Source organism: Aquibium carbonis (genome assembly GCF_003970795.1).
GTDB classification, from domain to species: Bacteria; Pseudomonadota; Alphaproteobacteria; order Rhizobiales; family Rhizobiaceae; genus Aquibium; species Aquibium carbonis.
On record NZ_RWKW01000002.1, the window covers coordinates 171,027 to 192,417 of the forward strand.

At 67.7% G+C, this 21,391-nt stretch carries 22 protein-coding genes; 13 read left to right on the forward strand and 9 right to left on the reverse strand.

The features are described from left to right. Positions 1–34: 34 nt before the first annotated feature. Together EJC49_RS01265 and EJC49_RS01270 are read right to left on the reverse strand one after the other, a co-directional pair. On the reverse strand, positions 35–460 hold the full coding sequence (locus EJC49_RS01265) for an OsmC family protein (protein WP_126697629.1): 426 nt from the start codon (positions 458–460) through the stop codon (positions 35–37). A gap of 198 nt (positions 461–658) precedes the next feature. Beyond that, on the reverse strand, positions 659–1,906 hold the full coding sequence (locus EJC49_RS01270) for a ubiquinone biosynthesis hydroxylase (protein ID WP_126697630.1): 1,248 nt from the start codon (positions 1,904–1,906) through the stop codon (positions 659–661). Between the two features lie 105 nt (positions 1,907–2,011). Between EJC49_RS01270 and EJC49_RS01275 the strand changes: the two genes are divergently transcribed. From EJC49_RS01275 to EJC49_RS01300, 6 genes are all read left to right on the forward strand, one after another. After that, a complete protein-coding gene (locus EJC49_RS01275; protein ID WP_126697631.1) occupies positions 2,012–2,878 on the forward strand; it encodes an acyl-CoA thioesterase in 867 nt (288 codons plus the stop codon). A gap of 228 nt (positions 2,879–3,106) precedes the next feature. Continuing rightward, complete coding sequence (locus EJC49_RS01280; protein ID WP_126697632.1) at positions 3,107–3,445, forward strand: P-II family nitrogen regulator; 339 nt, start codon at positions 3,107–3,109, stop codon at positions 3,443–3,445. A 28-nt stretch (positions 3,446–3,473) separates the two neighbouring features. Continuing rightward, positions 3,474–4,883: an ammonium transporter family protein gene (locus EJC49_RS01285; RefSeq protein WP_210211731.1), complete on the forward strand. Its 1,410-nt coding sequence runs from the start codon at positions 3,474–3,476 to the stop codon at positions 4,881–4,883. A 180-nt stretch (positions 4,884–5,063) separates the two neighbouring features. Beyond that, entirely contained in the window at positions 5,064–7,721 is a 2,658-nt protein-coding gene (locus EJC49_RS01290) for a DNA translocase FtsK (RefSeq protein WP_126697634.1), read from the forward strand. A gap of 81 nt (positions 7,722–7,802) precedes the next feature. Next, positions 7,803–8,471, forward strand: a complete 669-nt coding sequence (locus EJC49_RS01295; RefSeq protein ID WP_126697635.1) for an outer membrane lipoprotein carrier protein LolA — start codon at positions 7,803–7,805, stop codon at positions 8,469–8,471. A 141-nt stretch (positions 8,472–8,612) separates the two neighbouring features. After that, positions 8,613–9,419: an exodeoxyribonuclease III gene (locus EJC49_RS01300; RefSeq protein ID WP_126697636.1), complete on the forward strand. Its 807-nt coding sequence runs from the start codon at positions 8,613–8,615 to the stop codon at positions 9,417–9,419. A gap of 25 nt (positions 9,420–9,444) precedes the next feature. Here EJC49_RS01300 and EJC49_RS01305 read toward each other — a convergent pair whose 3' ends face one another. Both EJC49_RS01305 and EJC49_RS01310 read right to left on the reverse strand, forming a co-directional pair. After that, a complete protein-coding gene (locus EJC49_RS01305) occupies positions 9,445–9,897 on the reverse strand; it encodes a cyclic nucleotide-binding domain-containing protein (protein ID WP_126697637.1) in 453 nt (150 codons plus the stop codon). Positions 9,898–9,956: 59 nt separating this feature from the next. Then, positions 9,957–10,640 carry a response regulator transcription factor gene (locus EJC49_RS01310; RefSeq protein WP_126697638.1) on the reverse strand — a complete coding sequence of 228 codons (684 nt, stop codon included), beginning with the start codon at positions 10,638–10,640 and terminating at the stop codon, positions 9,957–9,959. Between the two features lie 132 nt (positions 10,641–10,772). On the opposite strand from EJC49_RS01310, the gene EJC49_RS01315 reads away from it, so the two are divergent. Next, positions 10,773–11,318, forward strand: a complete 546-nt coding sequence (locus tag EJC49_RS01315; RefSeq protein ID WP_170314563.1) for a L,D-transpeptidase family protein — start codon at positions 10,773–10,775, stop codon at positions 11,316–11,318. A 14-nt stretch (positions 11,319–11,332) separates the two neighbouring features. Here the strand turns inward: EJC49_RS01315 and EJC49_RS01320 are convergent, their stop codons facing one another. From EJC49_RS01320 to tsaD, 5 genes are read right to left on the reverse strand one after another with little or no spacing between them, the layout of a single operon-like run. Continuing rightward, positions 11,333–11,989: a class I SAM-dependent methyltransferase gene (locus EJC49_RS01320; protein WP_126697640.1), complete on the reverse strand. Its 657-nt coding sequence runs from the start codon at positions 11,987–11,989 to the stop codon at positions 11,333–11,335. 13 nt (positions 11,990–12,002) lie between these two features. Further along, positions 12,003–12,419: an EVE domain-containing protein gene (locus EJC49_RS01325; protein WP_126697701.1), complete on the reverse strand. Its 417-nt coding sequence runs from the start codon at positions 12,417–12,419 to the stop codon at positions 12,003–12,005. Then, positions 12,419–12,715: a YciI-like protein gene (locus tag EJC49_RS01330; RefSeq protein WP_126697641.1), complete on the reverse strand. Its 297-nt coding sequence runs from the start codon at positions 12,713–12,715 to the stop codon at positions 12,419–12,421. The genes EJC49_RS01325 and EJC49_RS01330 overlap by 1 nt, the downstream gene beginning before the upstream one ends. Positions 12,716–12,750: 35 nt before the next feature. Then, positions 12,751–13,737, reverse strand: coding sequence for an NAD(P)H-dependent glycerol-3-phosphate dehydrogenase (locus EJC49_RS01335; protein ID WP_126697642.1), 987 nt, complete (start codon positions 13,735–13,737; stop codon positions 12,751–12,753). Then, entirely contained in the window at positions 13,734–14,849 is a 1,116-nt protein-coding gene (tsaD, locus tag EJC49_RS01340; protein WP_126697702.1) for a tRNA (adenosine(37)-N6)-threonylcarbamoyltransferase complex transferase subunit TsaD, read from the reverse strand. The genes EJC49_RS01335 and tsaD overlap by 4 nt, the downstream gene beginning before the upstream one ends. 82 nt (positions 14,850–14,931) lie before the next feature. Here tsaD and hemC point away from each other — a divergent pair, with 82 nt between their 5' ends. The 6 genes from hemC to EJC49_RS01370 all read left to right on the forward strand — a co-directional run bounded on the left by hemC (position 14,932) and on the right by EJC49_RS01370 (position 21,369). After that, a complete protein-coding gene (gene hemC / locus EJC49_RS01345; protein WP_126697643.1) occupies positions 14,932–15,861 on the forward strand; it encodes a hydroxymethylbilane synthase in 930 nt (309 codons plus the stop codon). Positions 15,862–15,865: 4 nt separating this feature from the next. Further along, on the forward strand, positions 15,866–16,576 hold the full coding sequence (locus EJC49_RS01350) for a uroporphyrinogen-III synthase (RefSeq protein WP_126697644.1): 711 nt from the start codon (positions 15,866–15,868) through the stop codon (positions 16,574–16,576). An 89-nt stretch (positions 16,577–16,665) separates the two neighbouring features. Next, positions 16,666–18,378: a hypothetical protein gene (locus EJC49_RS01355; RefSeq protein WP_126697645.1), complete on the forward strand. Its 1,713-nt coding sequence runs from the start codon at positions 16,666–16,668 to the stop codon at positions 18,376–18,378. Between the two features lie 3 nt (positions 18,379–18,381). Then, positions 18,382–20,109, forward strand: coding sequence for a heme biosynthesis protein HemY (locus tag EJC49_RS01360; RefSeq protein WP_126697646.1), 1,728 nt, complete (start codon positions 18,382–18,384; stop codon positions 20,107–20,109). A gap of 44 nt (positions 20,110–20,153) precedes the next feature. Continuing rightward, on the forward strand, positions 20,154–20,627 hold the full coding sequence (locus EJC49_RS01365) for a tellurite resistance TerB family protein (protein ID WP_126697647.1): 474 nt from the start codon (positions 20,154–20,156) through the stop codon (positions 20,625–20,627). A gap of 10 nt (positions 20,628–20,637) precedes the next feature. After that, positions 20,638–21,369, forward strand: coding sequence for a glutamine amidotransferase (locus EJC49_RS01370; protein WP_126697648.1), 732 nt, complete (start codon positions 20,638–20,640; stop codon positions 21,367–21,369). Positions 21,370–21,391 lie beyond the last annotated feature (22 nt).

Genomic DNA, 21,391 nt, shown 5'->3' on the forward strand with positions numbered 1-21,391 from the left:
CACCGACGCGTCGTCGCGCCGGCTGGTTTTCCAATCAGGCCAGCCTGGCGTCGAGCGCGATCTCGATGGCGCCGAGCGCCTTGGAGACCGGGCACCCGGCCTTGGCTTTGTCCGCCAGCGCCAGGAACGTGCCTTCATCGATGCCCGGCACCGTTCCGGTGACGTGCAGCACGCTCTTCGTGATCCCCGTACCGGGGACAAGGGTCACAACCGCCTTGGCGTCGAGCTTTTCGGCGGGCGTGCCGTTCTCGGCCAGGAAATGCGAGAATTGCATGGCGAAACAGCCCGCATGCGCTGCGGCGATCAGTTCCTCGGGGTTGGTTCCGGCCTGTCCGCTTTCGTCCTCGAACCGGGACTTGAAGGAATAGGGCAGGCCTTTCAGCGCGCCGCTTTGCGCCTCCAGCTTTCCGGTTCCTTCCTTCAGCGTTCCGGTCCATACGGCTGTGGCATGACGATCCATGGGTAACTCCTGCTTGGGGTGGCTCACCGCATCGAGGCGGAGCATGGCCTCAACGCACCGCGGCGGCAACCGTTCACCGGAGAGTGCGGATGCGGATGCAACGGCACCCTGTGTGCGGAGTGCGCTGCACGACGGTTCGCGGCCCTGCCGCCGGATCGCTCCGGCGGGGACCTTCGCATCGCGCCAGGGGATGTCGGCTCAGATCGGCTCGCCGCGCAGCAGGTTGGGTGCAGGGCCAGCCAGGCCCGCCGCCTGGCGAATGAAGAACTCCTTCAGCGCTGGCATGCGGTCGACCATGCCGAGGCCGATGTCGCGGATCGTCCGCAGCGGGCCGAAATCGTTCGAAAACATGCGGTTGAGCACGTCGGTGGTTACGCCCATCTGCACGGTGTCGAAACGCCGCCAGCTTGCGTAGCGATCCAGCACGTCGACCGCGCCGATATCTTCACCGAGGCGATCGGCCTCGACCACCACCTGTGCCAGCGCGGCCGCATCCTTGAAGCCGAGGTTGAGCCCCTGGCCGGCGATCGGGTGGATGCCGTGCGCGGCGTCACCGGCCAGCGCGAAGCGCGGCGCGACGAATTCGCGCGCCAGCGTGAGTCCCAGCGGCCAGGCCTTGCGCGGCCCGTCGACCCGGATGTCGCCGAGCTTCAGGCCGAAGCGCAGCTCCAGTTCGGTCTCGAAGACGATGTCGTCCTGGGCCACGAGGCGGTCGGCGTCGGCGGTGCGCTCGGTCCAGACGATCGACGAGCGGTTGGTCCCGTCCTCGCCGGGTTTCAGCGGCAGGATCGCGAAGGGGCCGGCGGGCAGGAAGTGTTCCTCCGCCCGGCCTTCATGCGGGCGCTCGTGCGCCACCGTGCAGACGATCCCCGACTGGCCGTAGTCCCAGTGCACGGTCTTGATGCCGGCCATGTCGCGCAGGCGCGACCTGACCCCGTCGGCTGCCACCAGCAGGCGCGCCGCCATCGTCGCGCCGTTCGCGAGCCTGACCGCGACCGACGCGCCGTCCACCTCGAAGCCCTCGACCGCGACGCCCTCGCGGATCGCGATGCCGAGATCGCCCGCGCGGCGGCGCAACGCCGCGTTCATGGCCTTGTTGGGGATCATGTGGGCAAAGGTCTCGCCGTCGGCCACTTCGCCGTCGAAGGTCAGGAACACGGGGCGAACCGGGTCGGAGGTGCGCGAATCGGTGACGATCATCTCGGTGATCGGCTGGGCGTGCGGCAGGATCTCGTCCCAGCAGCCGAGCTGTTCCAGCATTCGCCGCGCAGCGGCCGCCACCGCGGACGCGCGCCCGTCGCGCTCCCACACCCCGGCCGGCGCGGCATCCACCATGACGATCCGGAGACCCGGCCGCGCCTGCGCGATCGCCACGGCGGCGGCCAGTCCCACATAGCCCGCGCCCGCCACCACGATGTCGGTGCGCTCCGGTGCTTCCTGTGTCATCGTCCAACTCCTCGCGGCGGCGCGCCGCAACTTGACTTCACCTGCAAGACTGGTCGAAACCGGCGCATCGGCAGGACCGACAGTCGGTGGAAGGAGCCAGAGACGATGTCTTCAGCCATGCAGGAACTCCTGTCCATACTCGACCTCGAGCGGCTGGAGCACAACCTGTTTCGTGGTCGCAGCCCGCAGACCGCCTGGCAGCGCGTCTTCGGCGGCCAGACCATCGGCCAGGCGCTCGTCGCCGCGCAGCGCACCGTCGACCCTGCCCGCCGCGTCCACTCGCTGCACGGCTACTTCATGCGCCCCGGCGACACCAAGGTGCCGATCGTCTACGAGGTCGACCGCATCCGCGACGGCCTCTCCTTCAACACGCGACGCGTCGTCGCGATCCAGCACGGCCATGCCATCTTTTCGCTGGAGGCCTCGTTCCAGCTCGTCGAGGAGGGCCTGGACCACCAGGTCCCCATGCCGCTGGACGTGCCCCCGCCCGAGGATCTGAAGACGCAGCGCGAATTGCTGGAGACCGTCGACGGGGTACCGGAAGTGATCCGGCGCTTCTGGGCTCGCGACCGCCCGCTCGAGATCAAACCGGTCGCCATCGAGCATTATGTCAGCCGCGAAAAGCTTCCGCCGCACCAGAACATCTGGATCCGCGCCACCGGACCCGTGCCTGCCGAATGGCCGATCCAGAGCGCGATCCTGGCCTATCTTTCCGACATGACCCTGCTCGACACGTCCACGTTTCCGCATGGCCGCGCGATCTTCGACCCGGACTTGCAGGTGGCGAGCCTCGACCACGCCATGTGGTTCCACCGTGACGATCCGCTCGACGACTGGCTGCTCTACACCCAGGACAGCCCCTCCTCGTCGGGCTCGCGGGGATTGTCGCGCGGCTCTCTCTACAATCGGAAGGGGTTGCTGATTGCATCCGTCGCGCAGGAAGGACTGATCAGGCTGCGCTCAAAAGCCTAAAATATAGGCAATTTCTCATTTTTGCCCAGATTATAGCCCGCTGAATTGTGCAGCGCGGTAGAGCGATGCTGTCCGGGCATGTGATTCACCCTTTATTCCAACGGGTTGAGGCCTCCTTGCGCGACTTGGCACGGAGCTTGAATCTGCATGACCACGCACCGGACGTCGGCAAGGCGAACGGGAGTGTCTGTAAACGCGGGAACCCGCACAATCGAAGGGTGAAACCTGATGAAGATCGTGATGGCTATAATCAAGCCTTTCAAGCTCGACGAGGTGCGCGAGGCGCTCACCGCCGTGGGCATCCAGGGGCTGACCGTCACCGAAGTCAAAGGCTACGGACGTCAGAAGGGGCACACGGAAATCTATCGCGGCGCCGAATATGCCGTCAGCTTCCTGCCCAAGATCAAGATCGAACTCGCGGTGAGTTCCGACATGGTCGACAAGGCCGTCGACGCGATCAGCGGCGCCGCCAAGACCGGCCAGATCGGCGACGGCAAGATCTTCGTCTACGGGATCGACCAGGCCGTGCGCATCCGCACCGGCGAGACCGACGTCGATGCGCTTTGAGAGCCATTCCGATTTCAAGGAGACAGAAATGAACAGCCCTTCCCTCTTCAACAAGCTGGCACGGCCCGCCCTTGGCGGCATGGCCCTGCTGGCCATCGGAACGCTTTCGGCCTTCGCGCAGGATACGGCGGCCCCGGCTGTCGAAGCGGCCGAGGCCGCGGCCGCGGCGCCGGAGTTCGCCACCATTGCCGACACGGCCTACATCTTCAACACGCTGCTCTTCCTCATCGGCGGTTTCCTGGTCATGTGGATGGCGGCCGGCTTCGCCATGCTGGAGGCCGGCCTCGTCCGTTCCAAGAACGTGTCGATGCAGAGCCTGAAGAACGTCGCTCTCTATTCGATCGCCGGCCTCATGTACTGGCTCGTCGGCTACAACCTGATGTATTCGGGCGTCGACGGCGGCTATTTCGGTGAATGGTTCTCGCCGAAAGTGCTCGAGACGGTCGGCCTCGGCGCCGACGGCGAGGCAGCGGCCGCCCTCGACACCGGCTATTCGGCGGCGTCCGACTGGTTCTTCCAGATGGTGTTCTGCGCCACCACCGCCTCGATCGTCTCCGGCACGCTTGCCGAGCGCATCAAGCTGTGGCCCTTCCTGATCTTCACGGTCGTCCTGACCGGCTTCCTCTATCCGATCACGGGTTCCTGGGAATGGGGCACGGGCTGGCTCGACGAAATGGGCTTCTCCGATTTCGCCGGCTCGACGCTCGTCCACTCGGTCGGCGGCTGGGCGGCTCTCGCCGGCGCCCTGATCCTCGGCCCGCGCATCGGCAAGTACGGCAAGGGCGGCATCGTCCATCCGATGCCGGGTTCGTCGATCCCGCTCGCCACGCTCGGCACCTTCATCCTGTGGCTCGGCTGGTTCGGCTTCAACGGCGCTTCCCAGCTCGCCATGGGCACGATCGCTGACGTCTCCGACGTGAGCCGCATCTTCGTCAACACCAACATCGCCGCCGCCGCGGGCGTGGTCGTCGCCATCGTCCTGTCGCAGATCGTCTACGGCAAGGTCGACGTCACCTTCGCGCTGAACGGCGCCCTGGCCGGCCTGGTGTCGATCACGGCAGAGCCGCTTGCTCCGTCCATCCTGCAGGCGGTCATCATCGGCGGCATCGGCGGCGTGATCGTGGTCTTCGCGGTTCCGCTCCTCGACAAGCTCAAGATCGACGACGTGGTCGGCGCCATTCCGGTCCACCTCCTGGCCGGTATCTGGGGCACCTTCATCGTGCCGTGGTCGAACAGCGATGCCTCCTTCAGCGTCCAGATCATCGGCATCGCGGCGATCGGCATCTTCATCACCGTGACCAGCGCCATCGTCTGGCTGATCCTGAAGGCGGTGATGGGCCTGCGCCCGACCGAGGAGCAGGAAATGCTCGGCCTCGACAAGAGCGAGATCGGCGTCGAAGCCTATCCCGAGTTCACGGCGGCCGGCACGCGCTTCTGAGCCGTCCGGACTTCGATATCCTCCCAAGCTTGGGGCCCGGTTCGCCGGGCCCTTTTTTTGATGCCGAAGGCCGCCGGGGAGGGCCATGGTTAATGGCGCTTTAACCGCCTGCCCTTAGTCTGGACGTGCATCGGAACCGCTTCAGAGGCCGGGCCGATGCGCGACCAGAGGATAGATTGTATGCGTCAAGGCCCGTCCGCCGCCTTCGCCCTGTCCGGCATCGGATACGGCATCCAGACCTTCCTGCGCCGACAGTTGATGCGCTCCATCGGCCTTGCGCTGCTGGGCTTCTGCGGTTTTGCCGTGGCGAGCCTCGCCACCTGGAACGTCGCCGATCCGAGCTTCAGCCACGCGACGTCGAACGCGGTGACCAACGCGATGGGCTATCCCGGCGCGGTCCTGTCGGACCTCGCGATGCAGTTCTTCGGCCTGGCATCGGTCGCCGGCCTGTTGCCGGCCTTCGCCTGGGGACTGTTCTTCGTCGCCGCACGTGGGCTCGACCGGCTGCCGCGCCGCGGTGCAGCCTGGTTCGGGGCGACCGTGCTTTCGGCGGCGCTGGCCGGCTGCATCGCCGCGCCCGAAACCTGGCCGCTGCCGACCGGCCTTGGCGGCGTGGCGGGCGACATGGTCCTCAAGATCCCCGCCCTGTTCTCCGATGGATATCCCGGCGGCTGGCTGGCCATGGCCTGCGCCGTCGCCGCCGCGATCCCCGCCGCCTGGCTGATGCTGTTCGCCACCGGCCTGATCGGCCGCGAGGCGCTCGACCTCGATGCCGACGAGGCGGTGGACGAAGACGACCTCGATGAGGACATGGAAGAAGAGCGCGGCTTCGCGGTCATCGGCGCCGTGGTGCATTGGTGGCTGTTCCTGAGCGCCTTCGTGCGGCGCGCGATGGGCGCAGCCAGGCTGCCCGCGCGCCGCGCCGCCGTTGGCCCCGAGGACGATGACCCCCTGCTCGATTTCGTCGTTTCGCGGGACGAACGCCTGGCGCCTTCGGCAGGCGAGCCGCTGCGGCGACCGCGTGTCGAACCCGCCTTCGCATCCGAACCCGACTTCGACCTGCCGACGGGAGAACTCGACCCCGACGAGGACGACGAGGACGAGTTCATGGCCGTGCAGGCCCCGGTGCAGCCGAGGGTCGCGGCGCAGACCCAGCGCCAGCCGGCGCCAGCCGGCGATACCACGGTGCGCAACTTCCGCTCCGCGCCCGGACAGGCGCGTGTCGAGGCCCCCGCACCGCGGCCTCTGCCCGGCGCCCGCCTGGAGCGCGAGGCGCAGACGAGCTTCATCGGCACCGACACTTTCGAGATGCCGTCGCTGCACTTCCTGTCGGAAGCCAAGAACGTGGTCCGCGATCCCAGCCTGTCGAAGGATGCGCTGGAGCAGAACGCCCGCCTTCTCGAGGGCGTGCTGGAGGATTTCGGCGTCAAGGGCGAGATCATCCACGTTCGCCCCGGCCCCGTGGTCACGCTCTACGAACTGGAGCCCGCCCCCGGCATCAAGTCGAGCCGGGTGATCGGCCTTGCCGACGACATTGCCCGCTCGATGAGCGCCATTGCCTGCCGCGTCGCCGTGGTGCCCGGCCGCAACGCCATCGGCATCGAACTGCCCAACGCCAAGCGCGAGACGGTCTACCTGCGCGAACTGCTGGCCAGCCGCGACTTCGAGCAGTCGAAGGCCAAGCTGGCGCTGGCGCTCGGCAAGACCATCAACGGCGAGGCGGTCATCGCCGACATCGCCAAGTTCCCGCACCTTCTGGTGGCCGGCACCACCGGTTCGGGCAAGTCGGTCGCCATCAACACCTTCATCCTGTCGATCCTCTATCGCATGAAGCCGGAGGATTGCCGGCTGATCATGATCGACCCGAAGATGCTGGAACTGTCGGTCTATGACGGCATCCCGCACCTCCTGACCCCCGTCGTCACCGACCCCAAGAAGGCCGTCGTCGCGCTGAAATGGACCGTGCGCGAGATGGAGGACCGCTATCGCAAGATGTCGAAGGTGGGCGTGCGCAACATCGACGGCTTCAACCAGCGCGTCATCCAGGCCGAGAAGAAGGGCGAGGCGATCTCGCGCACCGTCCAGACCGGCTTCGACCGTGATACGGGCGAGGCGGTCTACGAGACCGAAAGCCTCGACCTGAAGCCCTTGCCCTACATCGTCGTCATCATCGACGAGATGGCCGACCTGATGATGGTGGCCGGCAAGGATATCGAAGGCGCAGTGCAGCGCCTGGCACAGATGGCGCGCGCCGCCGGCATCCACGTCATCATGGCCACGCAGCGTCCCTCGGTCGACGTCATCACCGGCACCATCAAGGCCAACTTCCCCACCCGCATTTCCTTCCAGGTGACGTCGAAGATCGACAGCCGCACCATCCTGGGCGAGATGGGCGCCGAACAGCTGCTCGGAATGGGCGACATGCTCTACATGGCCGGCGGCGGCCGCATCCAGCGCGTCCACGGCCCCTTCGTCTCCGACGACGAGGTCGAGAAGGTCGTCGGACACCTCAAGCTGCAGGGCGTTCCCGAATATCTCGACGCCATCACCGAAGACGACGAGGACGAGGACGACGAGCCGTCCGGCAAGGGCGGCGGTTCGGGCGGTTCCGGCGGCGGAAACTTCGACGAATCGGACGATCCCTACGACCAGGCCGTCTCCGTGGTCTTGCGCGACGGCAAGGCGTCCACCAGTTATATCCAGAGACGGCTGGGCATCGGCTACAATCGCGCCGCCTCCATCATCGAGCGGATGGAGCAGGAAGGCATCGTCGGCCCGGCCAACCACGCCGGCAAGCGCGAGATTCTGGTTCCGACCGAGGAAGACGATCCGTTCTGAGTCGGGCCGTCGGGATCGCGGGGCCAAACTATAGCCGCAGTCGCTTCCTAGCGATGAGGCATGAACAGGAGATTCGGAGACATGACCGCATCAACCGCCCCGCGTCCGGGCCGCGTCCGACGCGCCGCCGCTGCTTTCGCCATCGCCGCGGCTGCCGCGCTGACGATCCTGCCGCCCACGCAGGCCAGCGCGCAGGGCGCCGACCCGCAGAGGATCGCCGATCACTTCGCCGGTGTTCGCACCATGACCGGCGAGTTCGTCCAGTTCGGTCCGAAGGGCGAGCAGACCGGAGGCAAGTTCTTCATCGAGCGGCCCGGCAAGATTCGCTTCAACTACGAGGAGCCGTCCGACTTCCGGGTCATCGCCGATGGCCAGTCGGTCGTCATCAACAATGGCAGGCTGAACACCTGGGACCTCTACCCGCTGTCCAAGACGCCGCTCAAGCTGCTGCTCGACACCCGCATCGACCTGTCGGGCAACAAGGTGCGCTCGGTGCGCCAGGACGAAGACCTGACCACCATCCAGCTTCAGGACAAGTCGATCTTCGGCGATTCGACCATCACCATGATGTTCGATCCCAAGAGCTACGAGCTACGGCAGTGGACCATCACGGACGCCAAGGGCAAGGACACCACCGTGATGATCTACAACGTGCAGGAAGGGGTTGCCTTCGACCCCAGCGTCTTCACCATCGACTACGCCCGCATCACCGAGGCCTCGCAGGGCCAGGGCGCCAATCGCGGCAAATAGCCTGCGCGACGGCGCCCACGCTTTGTCGGGAATAGCGGGCACCGACGCTTGATTTCGGCGTCCCGGAATGAGAACGGTTCGAAGGGTCGCCGCGGCAGCGCGGCGGCCCTTTCCCGTTCACGCCCCCGCACGGAAGACGCCATGCCGCTGACGATCGCCACCTGGAACATCAACTCGGTGCGCCTGCGCTTCCCGCTGGTGGAAAAATTCCTGCGCGAACATCAGCCCGACGTCCTGTGCCTTCAGGAGACCAAGTGCCCGGACGACCTTTTTCCCGCCGACGGCTTTCGCCAGCTCGGCTACGAGCACGTCGCGATCAGCGGCCAGAAGGGCTACCACGGCGTCGCGACGATTTCCCGCCGGCCGCTCGAGATCGTGGAGAAGCGGCGCTTCTGCGACAATGACGATTGCCGCCATCTCTCCACCCGGTTCGAGGCGGGCGGCAGGTCGGTGCTGCTGCACAATTTCTACGTCCCGGCCGGCGGCGACGAGCCCGACCCGGCCATCAACCCGAAATTCCGCCACAAGCTCGACTTCATCGAGGAAATGCGCACCGTGGCGGCCCTCCACGATGGCGAGAATGCCGCGGTCCTCGTCGGCGACCTCAACATCGCCCCCCTGGAGGACGACGTCTGGTCGCACCGGCAACTCCTCAAGGTGGTCAGCCACACGCCAGTGGAAACGCAAGGCCTGGAATCGATGCGCCTGCAGGGCGGCTGGGCAGACCTGATGCGCATCCACACGCCGCCGCCCGAGAAGATCTACACCTGGTGGAGCTACCGGGCCCGCGACTGGGAAGCGGCCGACCGGGGCCGCCGCCTCGATCATGTGTGGTCGTCGCCGAACCTCGTGGAGAGCCTGTCCGGCATCGAGGTGCTGAAGGCGGCGCGCGGCTGGGAGCGCCCGTCCGACCACGTGCCGGTCATCGCCCGGTTCGACCTGGCTTAGAGCGTGTCACGGATTAGCCCGCGGTCTACTGGAACTTCGGAGCCATGCTCTCGATCTTGGCGATCATCGAGGTGAGGCCCAGCGACAACCGTCGATGCAGCATCGCCGCGGCCTGCGGATACTCCTCCAGCATGCGCCGGAAGAGCGCGCGGTTGAGCTTCACGACCTCGACGTCGCCGGTGGCGACCGCTCCCGTGAGGCGCTTGGTCTCGATGATCAGCGCCAGCTCGCCGAGCACCGAGCCGCGGCCGCACTGCGAGACGACGACGCGTCCTGCACCGGTGTCGCGGACCAGGGCGACGATCCCCGAGACCACGACATAGGCGCTGTCGGCCACGTCGCCTTCGCGGTAGAGCTCGCGGCCGATCGTGTATTTCAGACGCTCCGTGCCGAAGGCAAGCAAGCGCATCTGCTCGGGCGTGAAATCCTCGAAAATCTCCACGCCGGCCAGAATGCCGATATCGTCTTCTAGCGTCATGAAGCTGTCCCGGGCTTCCCCCCACCCGGCTCCCAGCCCGGCGAGATGGATTTGCCGACTCAGGGAACGAGCTTGTATCCGCCGCTTTCTGTCACAAGAATTTCGGCATTGGAAGGATCGCGCTCGATCTTCTGCCTCAGACGATAAACGTGCGTTTCGAGCGTATGCGTCGTCACGCCCGAATTATAGCCCCACACCTCTTCCAGCAGAACGTCCCGCGTGATCACCTTCTGCCCGGCTCGGTATAGATACTTGATGATCGAGGCCTCCTTCTCGGTCAGCCGCACCTTGCCGCCGCGCTGGTCGAGAAGCAGTTTCTGGCTCGGCTTGAAGGTATAGGGACCGACGACGAAGGTCGCGTCCTCGCTCTGCTCGTGCTGGCGCAACTGCGCTCGGATGCGGGCGAGAAGTACCGCGAAGCGAAAGGGCTTCGTCACGTAGTCGTTGGCGCCGGCTTCCAGACCGAGAATGGTGTCGGAATCGGTGTCCTGTCCCGTCAGCATGATGATCGGCGACTTGAAGCCGCCCTTGCGCAGCAGCTTCACCGCCTCGCGCCCATCCATGTCGGGCAGGCCGACATCCATGATCAGGAGATCGATGAGGCCGGCTCGCGCCGTCGCGACGCCCTTGGTCGCGTTCGCCTCCTGCATCACGCGGAATTCCTCGTAGAGCGAGAGTTGCTCCACCAGCGTGGTGCGAAGGTCGTCGTCGTCATCGACGATCAGGATTGTGCGTGACGTCATCTTGGAATCCAGTTTTTCATGTCGACAGCCCGTCCGAAGACCATTCTTCTAGGAAACGCGCCGAAACTGTGGAAGCCGTTCACCGTGATTTGTTTTCAATTGGTATCCTACCCGAAAAAACGTGAACGCAAGATGCCTCCCCGCAAAATAGGTCGTGAGCAGGCGCCGATCGTCGTCCGCGCACGACCCGGGCAAGCAACCCGCGGTTTGCTCGCCGCCGCCGGCACCGTCTTTCCCTGCGCGCTCGGACGCGGCGGCATCACCGCCTTCAAGCGCGAGGGCGACGGCGGCACGCCGCTGGGCGCCATGAAACTGCTTTGGGGCTATCGTCGGCCCGAGCGCGGATGGCCGCCCCCCACCCGGCTCGCGATCCTGCCGGCGGCACCGTGGCTCGGCTGGTGCGACGCGCCGGGCGACCGCAATTACAACCGTCCCGTCCGCCTGCCCTATGCGGCCAGTTGCGAAACCATGCAGCGCGCCGACCGGCTCTACGACGTGGTGGCGGTTCTCGACTGGAACATGCGTCCCGCGATCCGCGGCCGCGGCAGCGCCATCTTCCTTCACATCGCCAAGCCGGGCTATCTGGCCACCGAAGGCTGTATCGCGGTCTCGCCGGCGACGATGCGGCGGTTGCTGCCGCTGCTCCATCGCGGATCCGTGCTGAAGGTGATGAGATAGACCCGCCGGCGGCGTCAGCCGTAGCGCCACACCGTCGTGCGCTTGACCTCGGCATCCTCCAGCGCCCGCGTCACCGGCACCTGGTATTCGGCGAGGAAGGACAGCCGGTCGCGCGGCAGGTAGGAGCGGCCGGGATCGCCGACCAGGACGGTCGCGCCGCGCGCGACGAGGGTCGAGAACCACGGAAGCAGGCGATCCGTCATCTCGCGGTCGTAGAAGACGTCGCCGGCCAGCACCACGTCCCAGCCGCCGTCGTCGCCGGTCAGGTCGGCGTCGGTGAAAGCCACCGCGACCCCGTTCACCGACGCATTGAGCGCGACGGCCGCCGCGCAGAACCGGTCGATGTCGGCGGCGAGCACGTCGGCCGCACCGGACTTCGCCGCCGCGATGGCGACGAGGCCCGAACCTGTCGCGAAGTCGAGGACGCGCTTGCCGGCAACCGTTTCGGGATGGTCGAGCACATAGCGGGCAAGCCCCTGGCCACCGGCCCAGGCGAAGGCCCAGAACGGCGGCTGCAAGCCGATCTCCTGGAGTTCCTCCTCCGTCCGGTGCCACAGGTCGTGCGCTTCGTCGGCGAGATGCAGCAGGATTTCCGGCACGTGCGGCGGCGCGCGCAGCGCCGTGTTGGCGCGAATGAAGCCGTCCGCCCGATCGGGCGTCAGGATTTTCATGAAGGGCGACGGATCAGAGGAGCCCGCCCATGCGGCAGACCTCGTCCCATTCCTCGTCGCGCACCGGCTGGACCGACAGCCGCATCGACTTGACCAGCGCCATCTCGGCCAGTTTGGGATTGGCTTTCACCGCCTCCAGCGACACCGGCTTGGGCATGTCCTCCACGGCGCGGACGTCGACGCATTCCCAGCGCGGATCGGCACTCGTCGAATCCGGGTGCACCAGCCCGCAGACCTCCACGATCCCGACGATCTCCTTGCCCTCGTTGGAGTGATAGAAGAACCCCCTGTCGCCGACCTGCATCGCCCGCATGTTGTTGCGCGCCTGATAATTGCGCACGCCGTCCCACTCCTGCCCGGCCGCGCCCTTCGCCTTCTGCATCTCCCACGACCACTTGAAGGGCTCCGACTTGAACAGCCAATAGGCCATCATGCGGTCTCCGGCTTGTTGAAGGTCCAGTTCCAGGGGCGGATCTCGACGGAGGCGAAGAGACCCGCCTTGGCATAGGGGTCCTGCGCGGCAAACAGTTCCGCCGCCTTTTGATCGGGCGCATCGATGACCACCAGGCTGCCATTCGGCTTGCCTTCGCTGTCGAGGAACGGGCCAGCCAGGGCCAGCGCGCCGTCGGCGTTCAGCTTTTCAAGGAAGGTGAGGTGGTCTGGCCGTGTGTCCATGCGCAGTTGCAGGCTTCCGGGCTTGTCGTTGCAGATGACCGCGAACAGCATGTCGATAATCCCCCGTTCTCGAAGACCTGCCCGCGTCAGCTCTCGCTTTTCAGCGGCCGCGCGAGGAGGTTCGATACGGCTTCGCGCACCGTGATCGTCCGGTCAAGGATCATCGCGACGCTTTCGGTGATCGGGGCGTCGATGCCGCGCTCCTGCGCGATCCGGCGGGCGATACCGGCGGTTGCGACACCCTCGGCCAGCGGCAGTCCGTCGATCGGTTCGCCACGTCCGATCGTCCGCCCGTAGGCGAAGTTGCGCGACTGGCCGGAGCCGCAGGTCAGCATCAGGTCGCCGAGGCCTGACAAGCCCATCAGCGTCTCCGGGCGGGCGCCGAAGGAGGCCGCGATCCGGCGCAGTTCGACGAAGCCGCGGGTGACCAGAGCGGCCTGCGCGCTGGCGCCCAGCCCGGCACCGACGACGGCCCCTGCCGCGATCGCCAGCACGTTCTTCAACGCGCCGCCCACCTCGACACCGACCAGATCGTCGCTGGAGTAGCAGCGCAGCGTCGGCGTCGACAGGAACACGGCCAGCCGCGCGGCGGTGTCGGTGTCCAGCGCGGCCACCGTCACGGCAGTCGGCAGCGACGCCGCGACGTCGGCCGCGAAACTTGGCCCGGACAGGGCGGCCGGCGGGTTCGACGGCAGGATTGCCTGGGCGACGTCCGACATCAAACGGCCGGTTCCCGCCTCGATCCCCTTGGCGCACAACACGATCGGAACGCCGGAGGCGATGACGTGTCTTACCTGCGACAGCACCGCCGCCGTGGTCTGGGCCGGCACCACGGACAGGACGCACTCCGCGCCGTCGAGCGCGGCGGACAGGTCGTCGAACGCCGTCAGATCCGGATGCAGTGCCATGCCGGGCAGGTAGCGGGGATTGGAATGATCGCGGTTGATGGCATCGATGGTCGCGACGTCGCGCGCCCACAGGCGGACGCGATTGCCGGCCACGGTCAGCGTCTGTGCGAGCGCCGTGCCCCAGGCGCCGCCGCCAAGCACGGCGATGCGCGGTGCAGTGCTCATGCCTTGGCCCCCCGTTTGCCCGCGCCGACGAGCGGTGCGGCATTGAGGTCGAGCGGCCAGCGCGAGCGCGGCGCCAATTCCATCGCGTCCGCGGCCGCGTCGGCGCCGAGGCCGGCGTGAAGCCGCTCGATGCCGGCCCAGGCGATCATCGCGGCGTTGTCGGTGCACAGTGCGGCCGGCGGCGCGAGAAAGGCGAAGCCGTGCTTGTCGCACAATGACAGCAGCGCCGCGCGGATCGGCCCGTTGGCAGCGACGCCGCCGGCCACCACCAGCGTCGGCGCGGGCGCTTGCGGCCGCTCGGCGCGAAACCGCTCCAGGCTGCGCGCCACGCGATCGGCCAGCGTTTCCACGATCGCGCGCTGGAACGAAGCGGCGATGTCGGCCACGTCCTGATCAGACAGGGGAGCGATGGCGGTCGCCGCCTGCCGCACCGCCGTCTTCAGGCCGGAGAAGGAGAAGTCCGGCCGCGCCTCGCCCTTCAGGGGATGCGGGAAATCGAAGCGCATGGGATCCCCGCTCCGGGCGACCCGCTCGACATTGGGTCCGCCCGGATAGGGAAGACCGAGCAGCTTGGCCGTCTTGTCGAAGGCTTCCCCGATGGCGTCGTCGATGGTCGAGGCCCAGCGCTCGTAGCGTCCCGGCCCTTCGACCAGCAGGATCTGCGTGTGGCCGCCCGATACGAGCAGGATCAGGTAGGGGAACGCGACGTCGCCGATCAGCCGGGCCGACAACGCGTGGCCTTCGAGATGGTTGATCGGGATCAGCGGCTTGCCGGTCGCGGCGGCGATGGCCTTTGCGGTCATCAGCCCGACCAGGAGCCCCCCGATCAGGCCGGGTCCGGCGGTCGCGGCCACCGCGTCGATGCCGTCGAGGGTGATGTCGGCCTCCGCGAGCGCCGCCTCGACGATCCCGTCCAGCGCCTCGACATGCGCCCGCGCGGCGATTTCGGGCACCACGCCGCCGAAGGCGGCATGTTCCTCGAGTTGCGACAGGACGACGTTGGACAGAATGCGCGGCGGACTGCCTTCCCGCCAGGCGACGACTGCGGCCGCCGTCTCGTCGCAGCTCGTCTCGATGCCAAGCATTCTGATCTCGCCATTTGCGGTGAGCATCATTGCCCGCATGACCTTTCGCCGGTAGGTAGGGCGGAGGGAGGCCCTCCGGATGCGGACGGGTTAACACGGACCGGTGAGGATGCAAACACAACCGATCAGGATCGGAACACGCGGCAGCGCGCTGGCGCTGGCGCAGGCGCACGAGACCCGCGCGCGCCTGATGGCGGCGCACACGCTGCCCGAGGCGGCCTTCGCCATCGAGGTCATTTCCGTCAGCGGCGACCGCATCCAGGACCGGCCGCTGTCGGAAGCCGGTGGCAAGGGCCTTTTCACCAAGGAGATCGAGGAGGCGTTGCTCGACGGCCGCATCGACCTCGCCGTGCATTCCTCCAAGGACATGCCGACGACCCTTCCGCCCGGCCTCCACATCGCAACCTTCCTCGAGCGCGAGGATGTGCGCGACGCCTTCATCGGCCGCGACGTCAAGACCCTGTCCGACCTGCCGCAGGGCGCCACCATCGGCTCGTCCTCGCTCCGTCGGCAGGCGCAGATCCGCCGTCTCCGGCCCGACATCGACGTCGTCATGTATCGCGGCAACGTGCAGACACGGCTTCGCAAGCTCGCCGAGGGCGCGGTCGACGCCACATTGCTCGCCTTTGCCGGGCTGCGGCGGCTCGGGCTGGAGCATGTCGTCACCTCGATTCTCCCGCAGGACGACTTCCTGCCGGCGCCGGGCCAGGGGGCCATCTGCATCGAATGCCGCCAGGGCGACGAGCGCATCGAAGCGCTCCTCGCGCCGATCCACCACCGCGACACGGGCCTGGCCCTGATCTGCGAACGCGCCTTTCTCGCCGCGCTCGACGGCTCCTGCCGCACGCCCATTGCCGCCAATGCGGTGATCGAAGGCGGGCGCATCCGCTTTACCGGCATGATCCTGAAGACGGATGGCAGCGAGACGCACGAGATCGCCGCCGATGGCGACGCGGGCGATGCCGAGGCGATCGGCCGCGATGCCGGCGCCCGCATCCGGGCGAAGGCCGGGCCGGACTTCTTCTCCGACTGGACCTGAAGACGTGGCCCGGGTTCTGGTCACCCGCCCGGAGCCCGGCGCGACCGCCACGGCAAGGCGACTCACCGAGGCCGGACACGCGCCGGTGGTGTTGCCGCTGAGCGAGATAGGCCCGCTCGCCCCCGTCCTGCCGCCGGCAGGCAGGGTCGACCTCATCGCGGCCACCAGCGCCAACGCCTTGCGCCATCTCGTCACCGTTCCGTCGGCGCTGCTGGGGATGCCTTGCCGCACGGTCGGCGGCAGGACGGCGGAAGCGGCCCGGCGGGCCGGGTTCACGGACGTCCGGTCCGCGGACGGCGACGGTGCGGCGCTGGCGGCGATGATCGCGGCGACAGAGCCGCCCGGCGCGACGGTCCTCTATCTCTGCGGCCGCGTCCGGCGCCCTGAATTCGAGCAGGCGCTGGGGCGGGCCGGGATGAATGTGGAGGCGGTCGAGGTCTATGACACCCGCTTCGTGCCGCCTTGGCAAGTGGCCACCGCGCTCGCGGCGGCCAGCCATCCGGTCGACGCGGTGCTGCTCTATTCGCCCGAGACGGCACGCACGATGGCCACGGCCCTTGCCTGGACGGAAACCGCCGACGCCCTCGCCGACGCGTCCTTCCTTTGCCTTTCGGCACAGGTTGCCGCCGCGCTCGGAACCCTTGACGATCCACGGACTTATGTGGCGATGGAGCCCACCGAAGACGCCCTGCTCGCTCTCCTTCCCTCCGGCTGACGCAAAAATGCTACCCATGTCCGTGTTGCACGTGCGAATGTCATGATAGGAAGCGGCCCGTCGTCGATGGAGCCGAACCGGAGCAGGGAATGGCCAGACCACCGAAGATCCGTCACTCGAAGACGCACCGCGACCCGGTGACGATCGACCTCGACCCCGCCGACGTCAAGCGGGCTCCCGAGGCGACGCCTGCATCGGACAAGCCGGCGAATCCTGGCGCGCCTGCCAAGAGCACGGCGAGCGCCGAGGCGAATCCAGGTTCTGGTGCGAAGACGGCGACGTCCGACCCGAGGCCGATCGCTGCGGAAGCGGCCAGGACGACACAGGGACCGGACGCGCCCAGGGTCGACGAGGCGACGTCCGAGACCAAGGAGACGGCGTCGAAAGAGCCGGGCGCCCCGAAGCCCGTCGCGGCAAAGGATGGCGCCTCGCAGGATGGCGCCCTCAAGGCCGCGCCCGCCGCTCCTGCGTCCTCCCCTGCCCGGGCTTCCGTATCCTCCCCTCCGCCGGCTTCCAAGGATACGAGTTCCAGCAGCGCCACCCCCCGCGGCCCCCAGCCGGTCTTTGGTCGCGACGCGTCAGCCTCGGCTTCGTCGTCCGCAACCTCGTCCCGCGCCGCACCCTCTCCGACCCCCCGACCGACCGCCGGCACGACCACCGGTTCCGACGGCGACAAGGCGGCTCCCAGGCGCGGCGGCCTCTCGCTGATCGCGGCCGGCATCGTCGGCGGCATCGTCGTCCTGGCCGGCGCGGGCGCGCTGCAATATGCCGGCGTCCTGCCTTCCCCGGGCGCCTCCGTCGAACCGGGTGAACCGTTGGGCCTCGATGACCTGCGCGCCGAGCTTGCGGCGCTGCGCGATCAGGTCGCGGCAGGCGGCGGTGCCGCCCCGACGGACCCGGCCGAGGCCGCCCGTCTCGACGAACTCGCGGGCGCGGTGGATCAGCTCCGAACCGACGTGACCGAGCTTCGCTCCGCCATTTCGCAAGGCGAAGGCGGCGATGCAGCCGGTCTGCAGGCGCTCGACCAGCGGATGAGCGAACTGGAAGCCACCGTGGCGTCACTCGGCCAGAGCGCCGGCACGGGCATCGGCGAAACCGTCGATCTCGCGCCACTGACGGAGCGGATCGACGCGGTCGAGAGCCGGCTTGGCGAGGTTTCCCAGGCCGCGCAGGCGGCAGCCCAGGCCGCAGCCGGCCTTCCCGACCGCATCACGTCACTCGACGAACGTCTCGCGGCCGTCGACGACCGCATCGACGAACTGGCGGGCCAGATCGAGGAGCAGGCATCCAACCCCGGCATCGCGCTTGCCATCGCAGCCGCCGGCCTGAAGGCGGCCATCGATCGCGGCGGTCCCTTCATGGCCGAGCTCGAGACCTATGCGTCGATCGCGCCGGACGCGCCGGAGATCGCCGACCTTCGCGGCCTAGCCGCGAGCGGTGTGCCGACACGCGCGGCGATCAGCCAGGAGGTCGATGCCGCCGTGGACCGGATGATCGCGGCCGCAGCGCCTCCGGCCGAGGATGCGGGCCTGTTCGGTCGGCTGTTCGATTCGATGCAGTCCGTCGTCAAGGTCAGGCCGATCGGCGACGTCGAGGGCGACGACGTCGGCGCCATTGCCGCGCGCCTGGAGGCCGCCATCCTGGCCGGCGACTACACTCGCGCGGCCAGCGAATACGAAAGCCTGCCGGAGCCCGCGAAGCAGGCCGGCGCCGAGTTCATCGCCCGGGTCAAGGCACGCCAGACCGCCGACGAACTCGCGGAGCGGGCCCTGTCGGGCGCGCTGCGGACCCAGGAAGGATAGACCATGCTGCGCATCCTCCTGTTCATCCTCTTCGTCTTCGCGCTTGGTCTCGGCTTTGCCTGGCTGGCGGATCGCCCGGGCGATCTGGTCCTCACCTTCGACGGCTACCAGTACGAGCTGACGCTGATGGCGGCCGCGGTGTTCGTCACCGCCATCGTTGCAGCCGTCATGATCTCGTGGTGGCTGCTGAAGGCCATCTGGAACAGCCCCTACACCGTGTCTCGCTATTTCCGCGTTCGTCGGCGTGATCGCGGGTACCAGGCTTTGTCGACAGGCATGATCGCGGCGGGAGCCGGCGACGGCGCGCTTGCCCGCCAGATGAACCGCCAGGCGGCGAAACTGATCAGCTCGGACCAGGAACCGCTGATCCATCTGCTCGATGCGCAGGCCTCGCTGCTCGAAGGCGACCACGCCGCCGCGCGCAAGAAATTCGAGGCCATGCTGGAAGACCCGGAGATGCGCGTGCTGGGGCTGCGTGGTCTCTATCTGGAAGCCCAGCGGCTGGGCGACCGCGAGGTGGCGCGGCACTATGCCGAACGCGCCGCCGAAATCGCGCCGCAGCTTGGCTGGGCCTCGGGCGCCACGCTCGAGGCACGGTCGGCCGAAGGCGATTGGGACGGCGCGCTCGCCCTCCTGGAAACACAGCGCTCGACCAAGCTGATCGATGCCGCCAAGGCGAACCGCCTGCGCGCGGTGCTGCTCACGGCCAAGGCCAAGGACATGCTGGAGCGCGATCCGCTCGCCGCCCGCAATGCCGCGATCGAGGCAAACCGCCTTGCGCCGGACCTGGTGCCTGCCGCCGTCTTCGCCGCCAAGGCGCTGTTCCGGCAAGGCGACCTGCGCAAGGGCGCCAAGATCCTGGAAACCGCCTGGCGCAAGACCGCCCATCCCGAGATCGCCGAAGCCTACGTGAACGCGCGCCACGGCGATTCCACCCTCGATCACCTGGCAAGGGCCAAGAAGCTGAAGTCGCAGCGCGAGAACAATGCCCTGTCCGCGCTGACGGTGGCGCGTGTCGCGCTCGAGGCGGGCGAGCTCGGGCTTGCCCGCGCCGCCGCCGAAGAGGCACTGCGCATCGACCCGCGCGAGGGTGGCTATCTGATGATGGCCGACATCGAGGAGGCCGATACCGGCGACCAGGGCCGCATCCGCCAATGGCTGGCGCGCGCCGTGCGCGCGCCGCGCGATCCAGTTTGGATTGCCGACGGCGTCGTTTCCGAGCGCTGGGCACCGCTGTCGCCGGTGACCGGGAAGCTCGACGCGTTCGAGTGGAAGACGCCCGTCGAGCGCCCCCTGCATCTGGTCGAGCACGATGACGACGACGCGCCTCTCGCCGAGCCCGTGCTGCTGGGCCGAGCACTGACCATACCGCCGACGGTCATCGAAACGGACATGGGCGAGGAGACGATCATCGTCGAGCCGAAGCCCGAAACGAAGGGCGAGACGTCGGCCGAGCCCGGCAAGCCTTCGGCAAAGACCGCGGTGCCCGCGGGTGCGCCTGCGATGGCTTCGCCGCCAGCCGCACCAGCAGCGCATGTTCCGGAAACCGAGGAACCGGTAGAACCGGCAAGGCAGCCGGAGCCGATCGCGCCGGTCCTGCCGACGGCCGCCAATGATTCCAGCGCGACGCCTCCGGACGAAGACGTTGCCGTCGCGCCCAGGCCCGACGATCCCGGCGTCGATCCGACCGAACGGGACGAGACCGAAACAAAGCGCTTCCGGCTGTTCTGACCCACCATGGCGCATACGCACACGACCGATGGCCGGAGACGCTGATGTTTGATCGTTTCATGAAGTTCCTCAAGGATCTTCCAGGCGCCGGCGGTGACCGGGCGCAGGACGATTCCGATGATCCCCGCCTGGCCGCCGCCGCGCTCATGGTCCATGTGATGGAGGCGGACGGCGTCGAGGAGGATGCCGAACGCGCCAAGCTTCGCGAGGCGCTGACGCGCGCCTACGGCCTTGCAGGACGGGAACTCGACGAGTTCGTCGCCAGGGCCGAAGAGCAGGTCCATCAGTCGGTCGATCTCTACGCCTTCACCTCGGTCCTGAAACGGCATCTCGACGAACAGGCCCGCATCGAGTTCATCGGAATCATGTGGGAAATCGTCTTTGCGGATGGCGAGATGAGCGAACTGGAGGACAATATCGTCTGGCGCGTCGCCGAGCTGATCGGCGTCGATCGCCGCGACCGGGTCGCCATGCGCCAGAAGGCCGATCCGAACCGCACCGATGAACCGGAGCTCTGATCGACAGTCCATGCCGAAGGCCGCCAAGCCGAAAATCCTCGTCGTTCTGCATCAGGAGCTCTCGAGCCCCGGCCGCGTCGGCCACATGCTGCTCGAAGGCGGCTTCGACCTCGACATCCGCCGCCCGCCCCTGGGCGACCCTCTTCCCGAAACGCTGTCGCATCATGCCGGAGCGGTGGTCTTTGGCGGCCCCATGAGCGCCAACGATGCCGACGAGTTCGTGAGGCGCGAAACGGACTGGCTGTCGGTGCCGCTGAAGGAGGACAAGCCGTTCCTCGGCATCTGTCTCGGCGCGCAGATGCTCGTCAACCATCTCGGCGGCAAGGTCGAAAGCCACCAGGACGGTCTGGTCGAGATCGGCTGGTATCCGATCGAGCCGACCGAAGCCGGCCGCGAACTCGTTCACTGGCCGGAGATGGTGTACCAGTTCCACCGCGAAGGCTTTTCGCTGCCATCCGGCGCCACACTCCTGGCGAAGGCCGACGCCTATCCCAATCAGGCCTTCCGCTATGGCGCCAATGCCTGGGGTATCCAGTTCCATGCGGAACTGACCCGCGCCATGATGCAGCGCTGGGTGGTGCGCGGCGCGCATCGCTTCGTCCTGCCGGGCGCCCAGCAGGGCCGCGACCACCTCGGCGGCCGCTTCATCTGGGACATGCACCTGAAGCGCTGGCTGGGCGACTTCCTCGACCTGGTCTTCCACAGCCCGAACCGCCATCCGGACGAGAAACGCCGCGCCTGACGAGCACCGTCGGGACGGATGT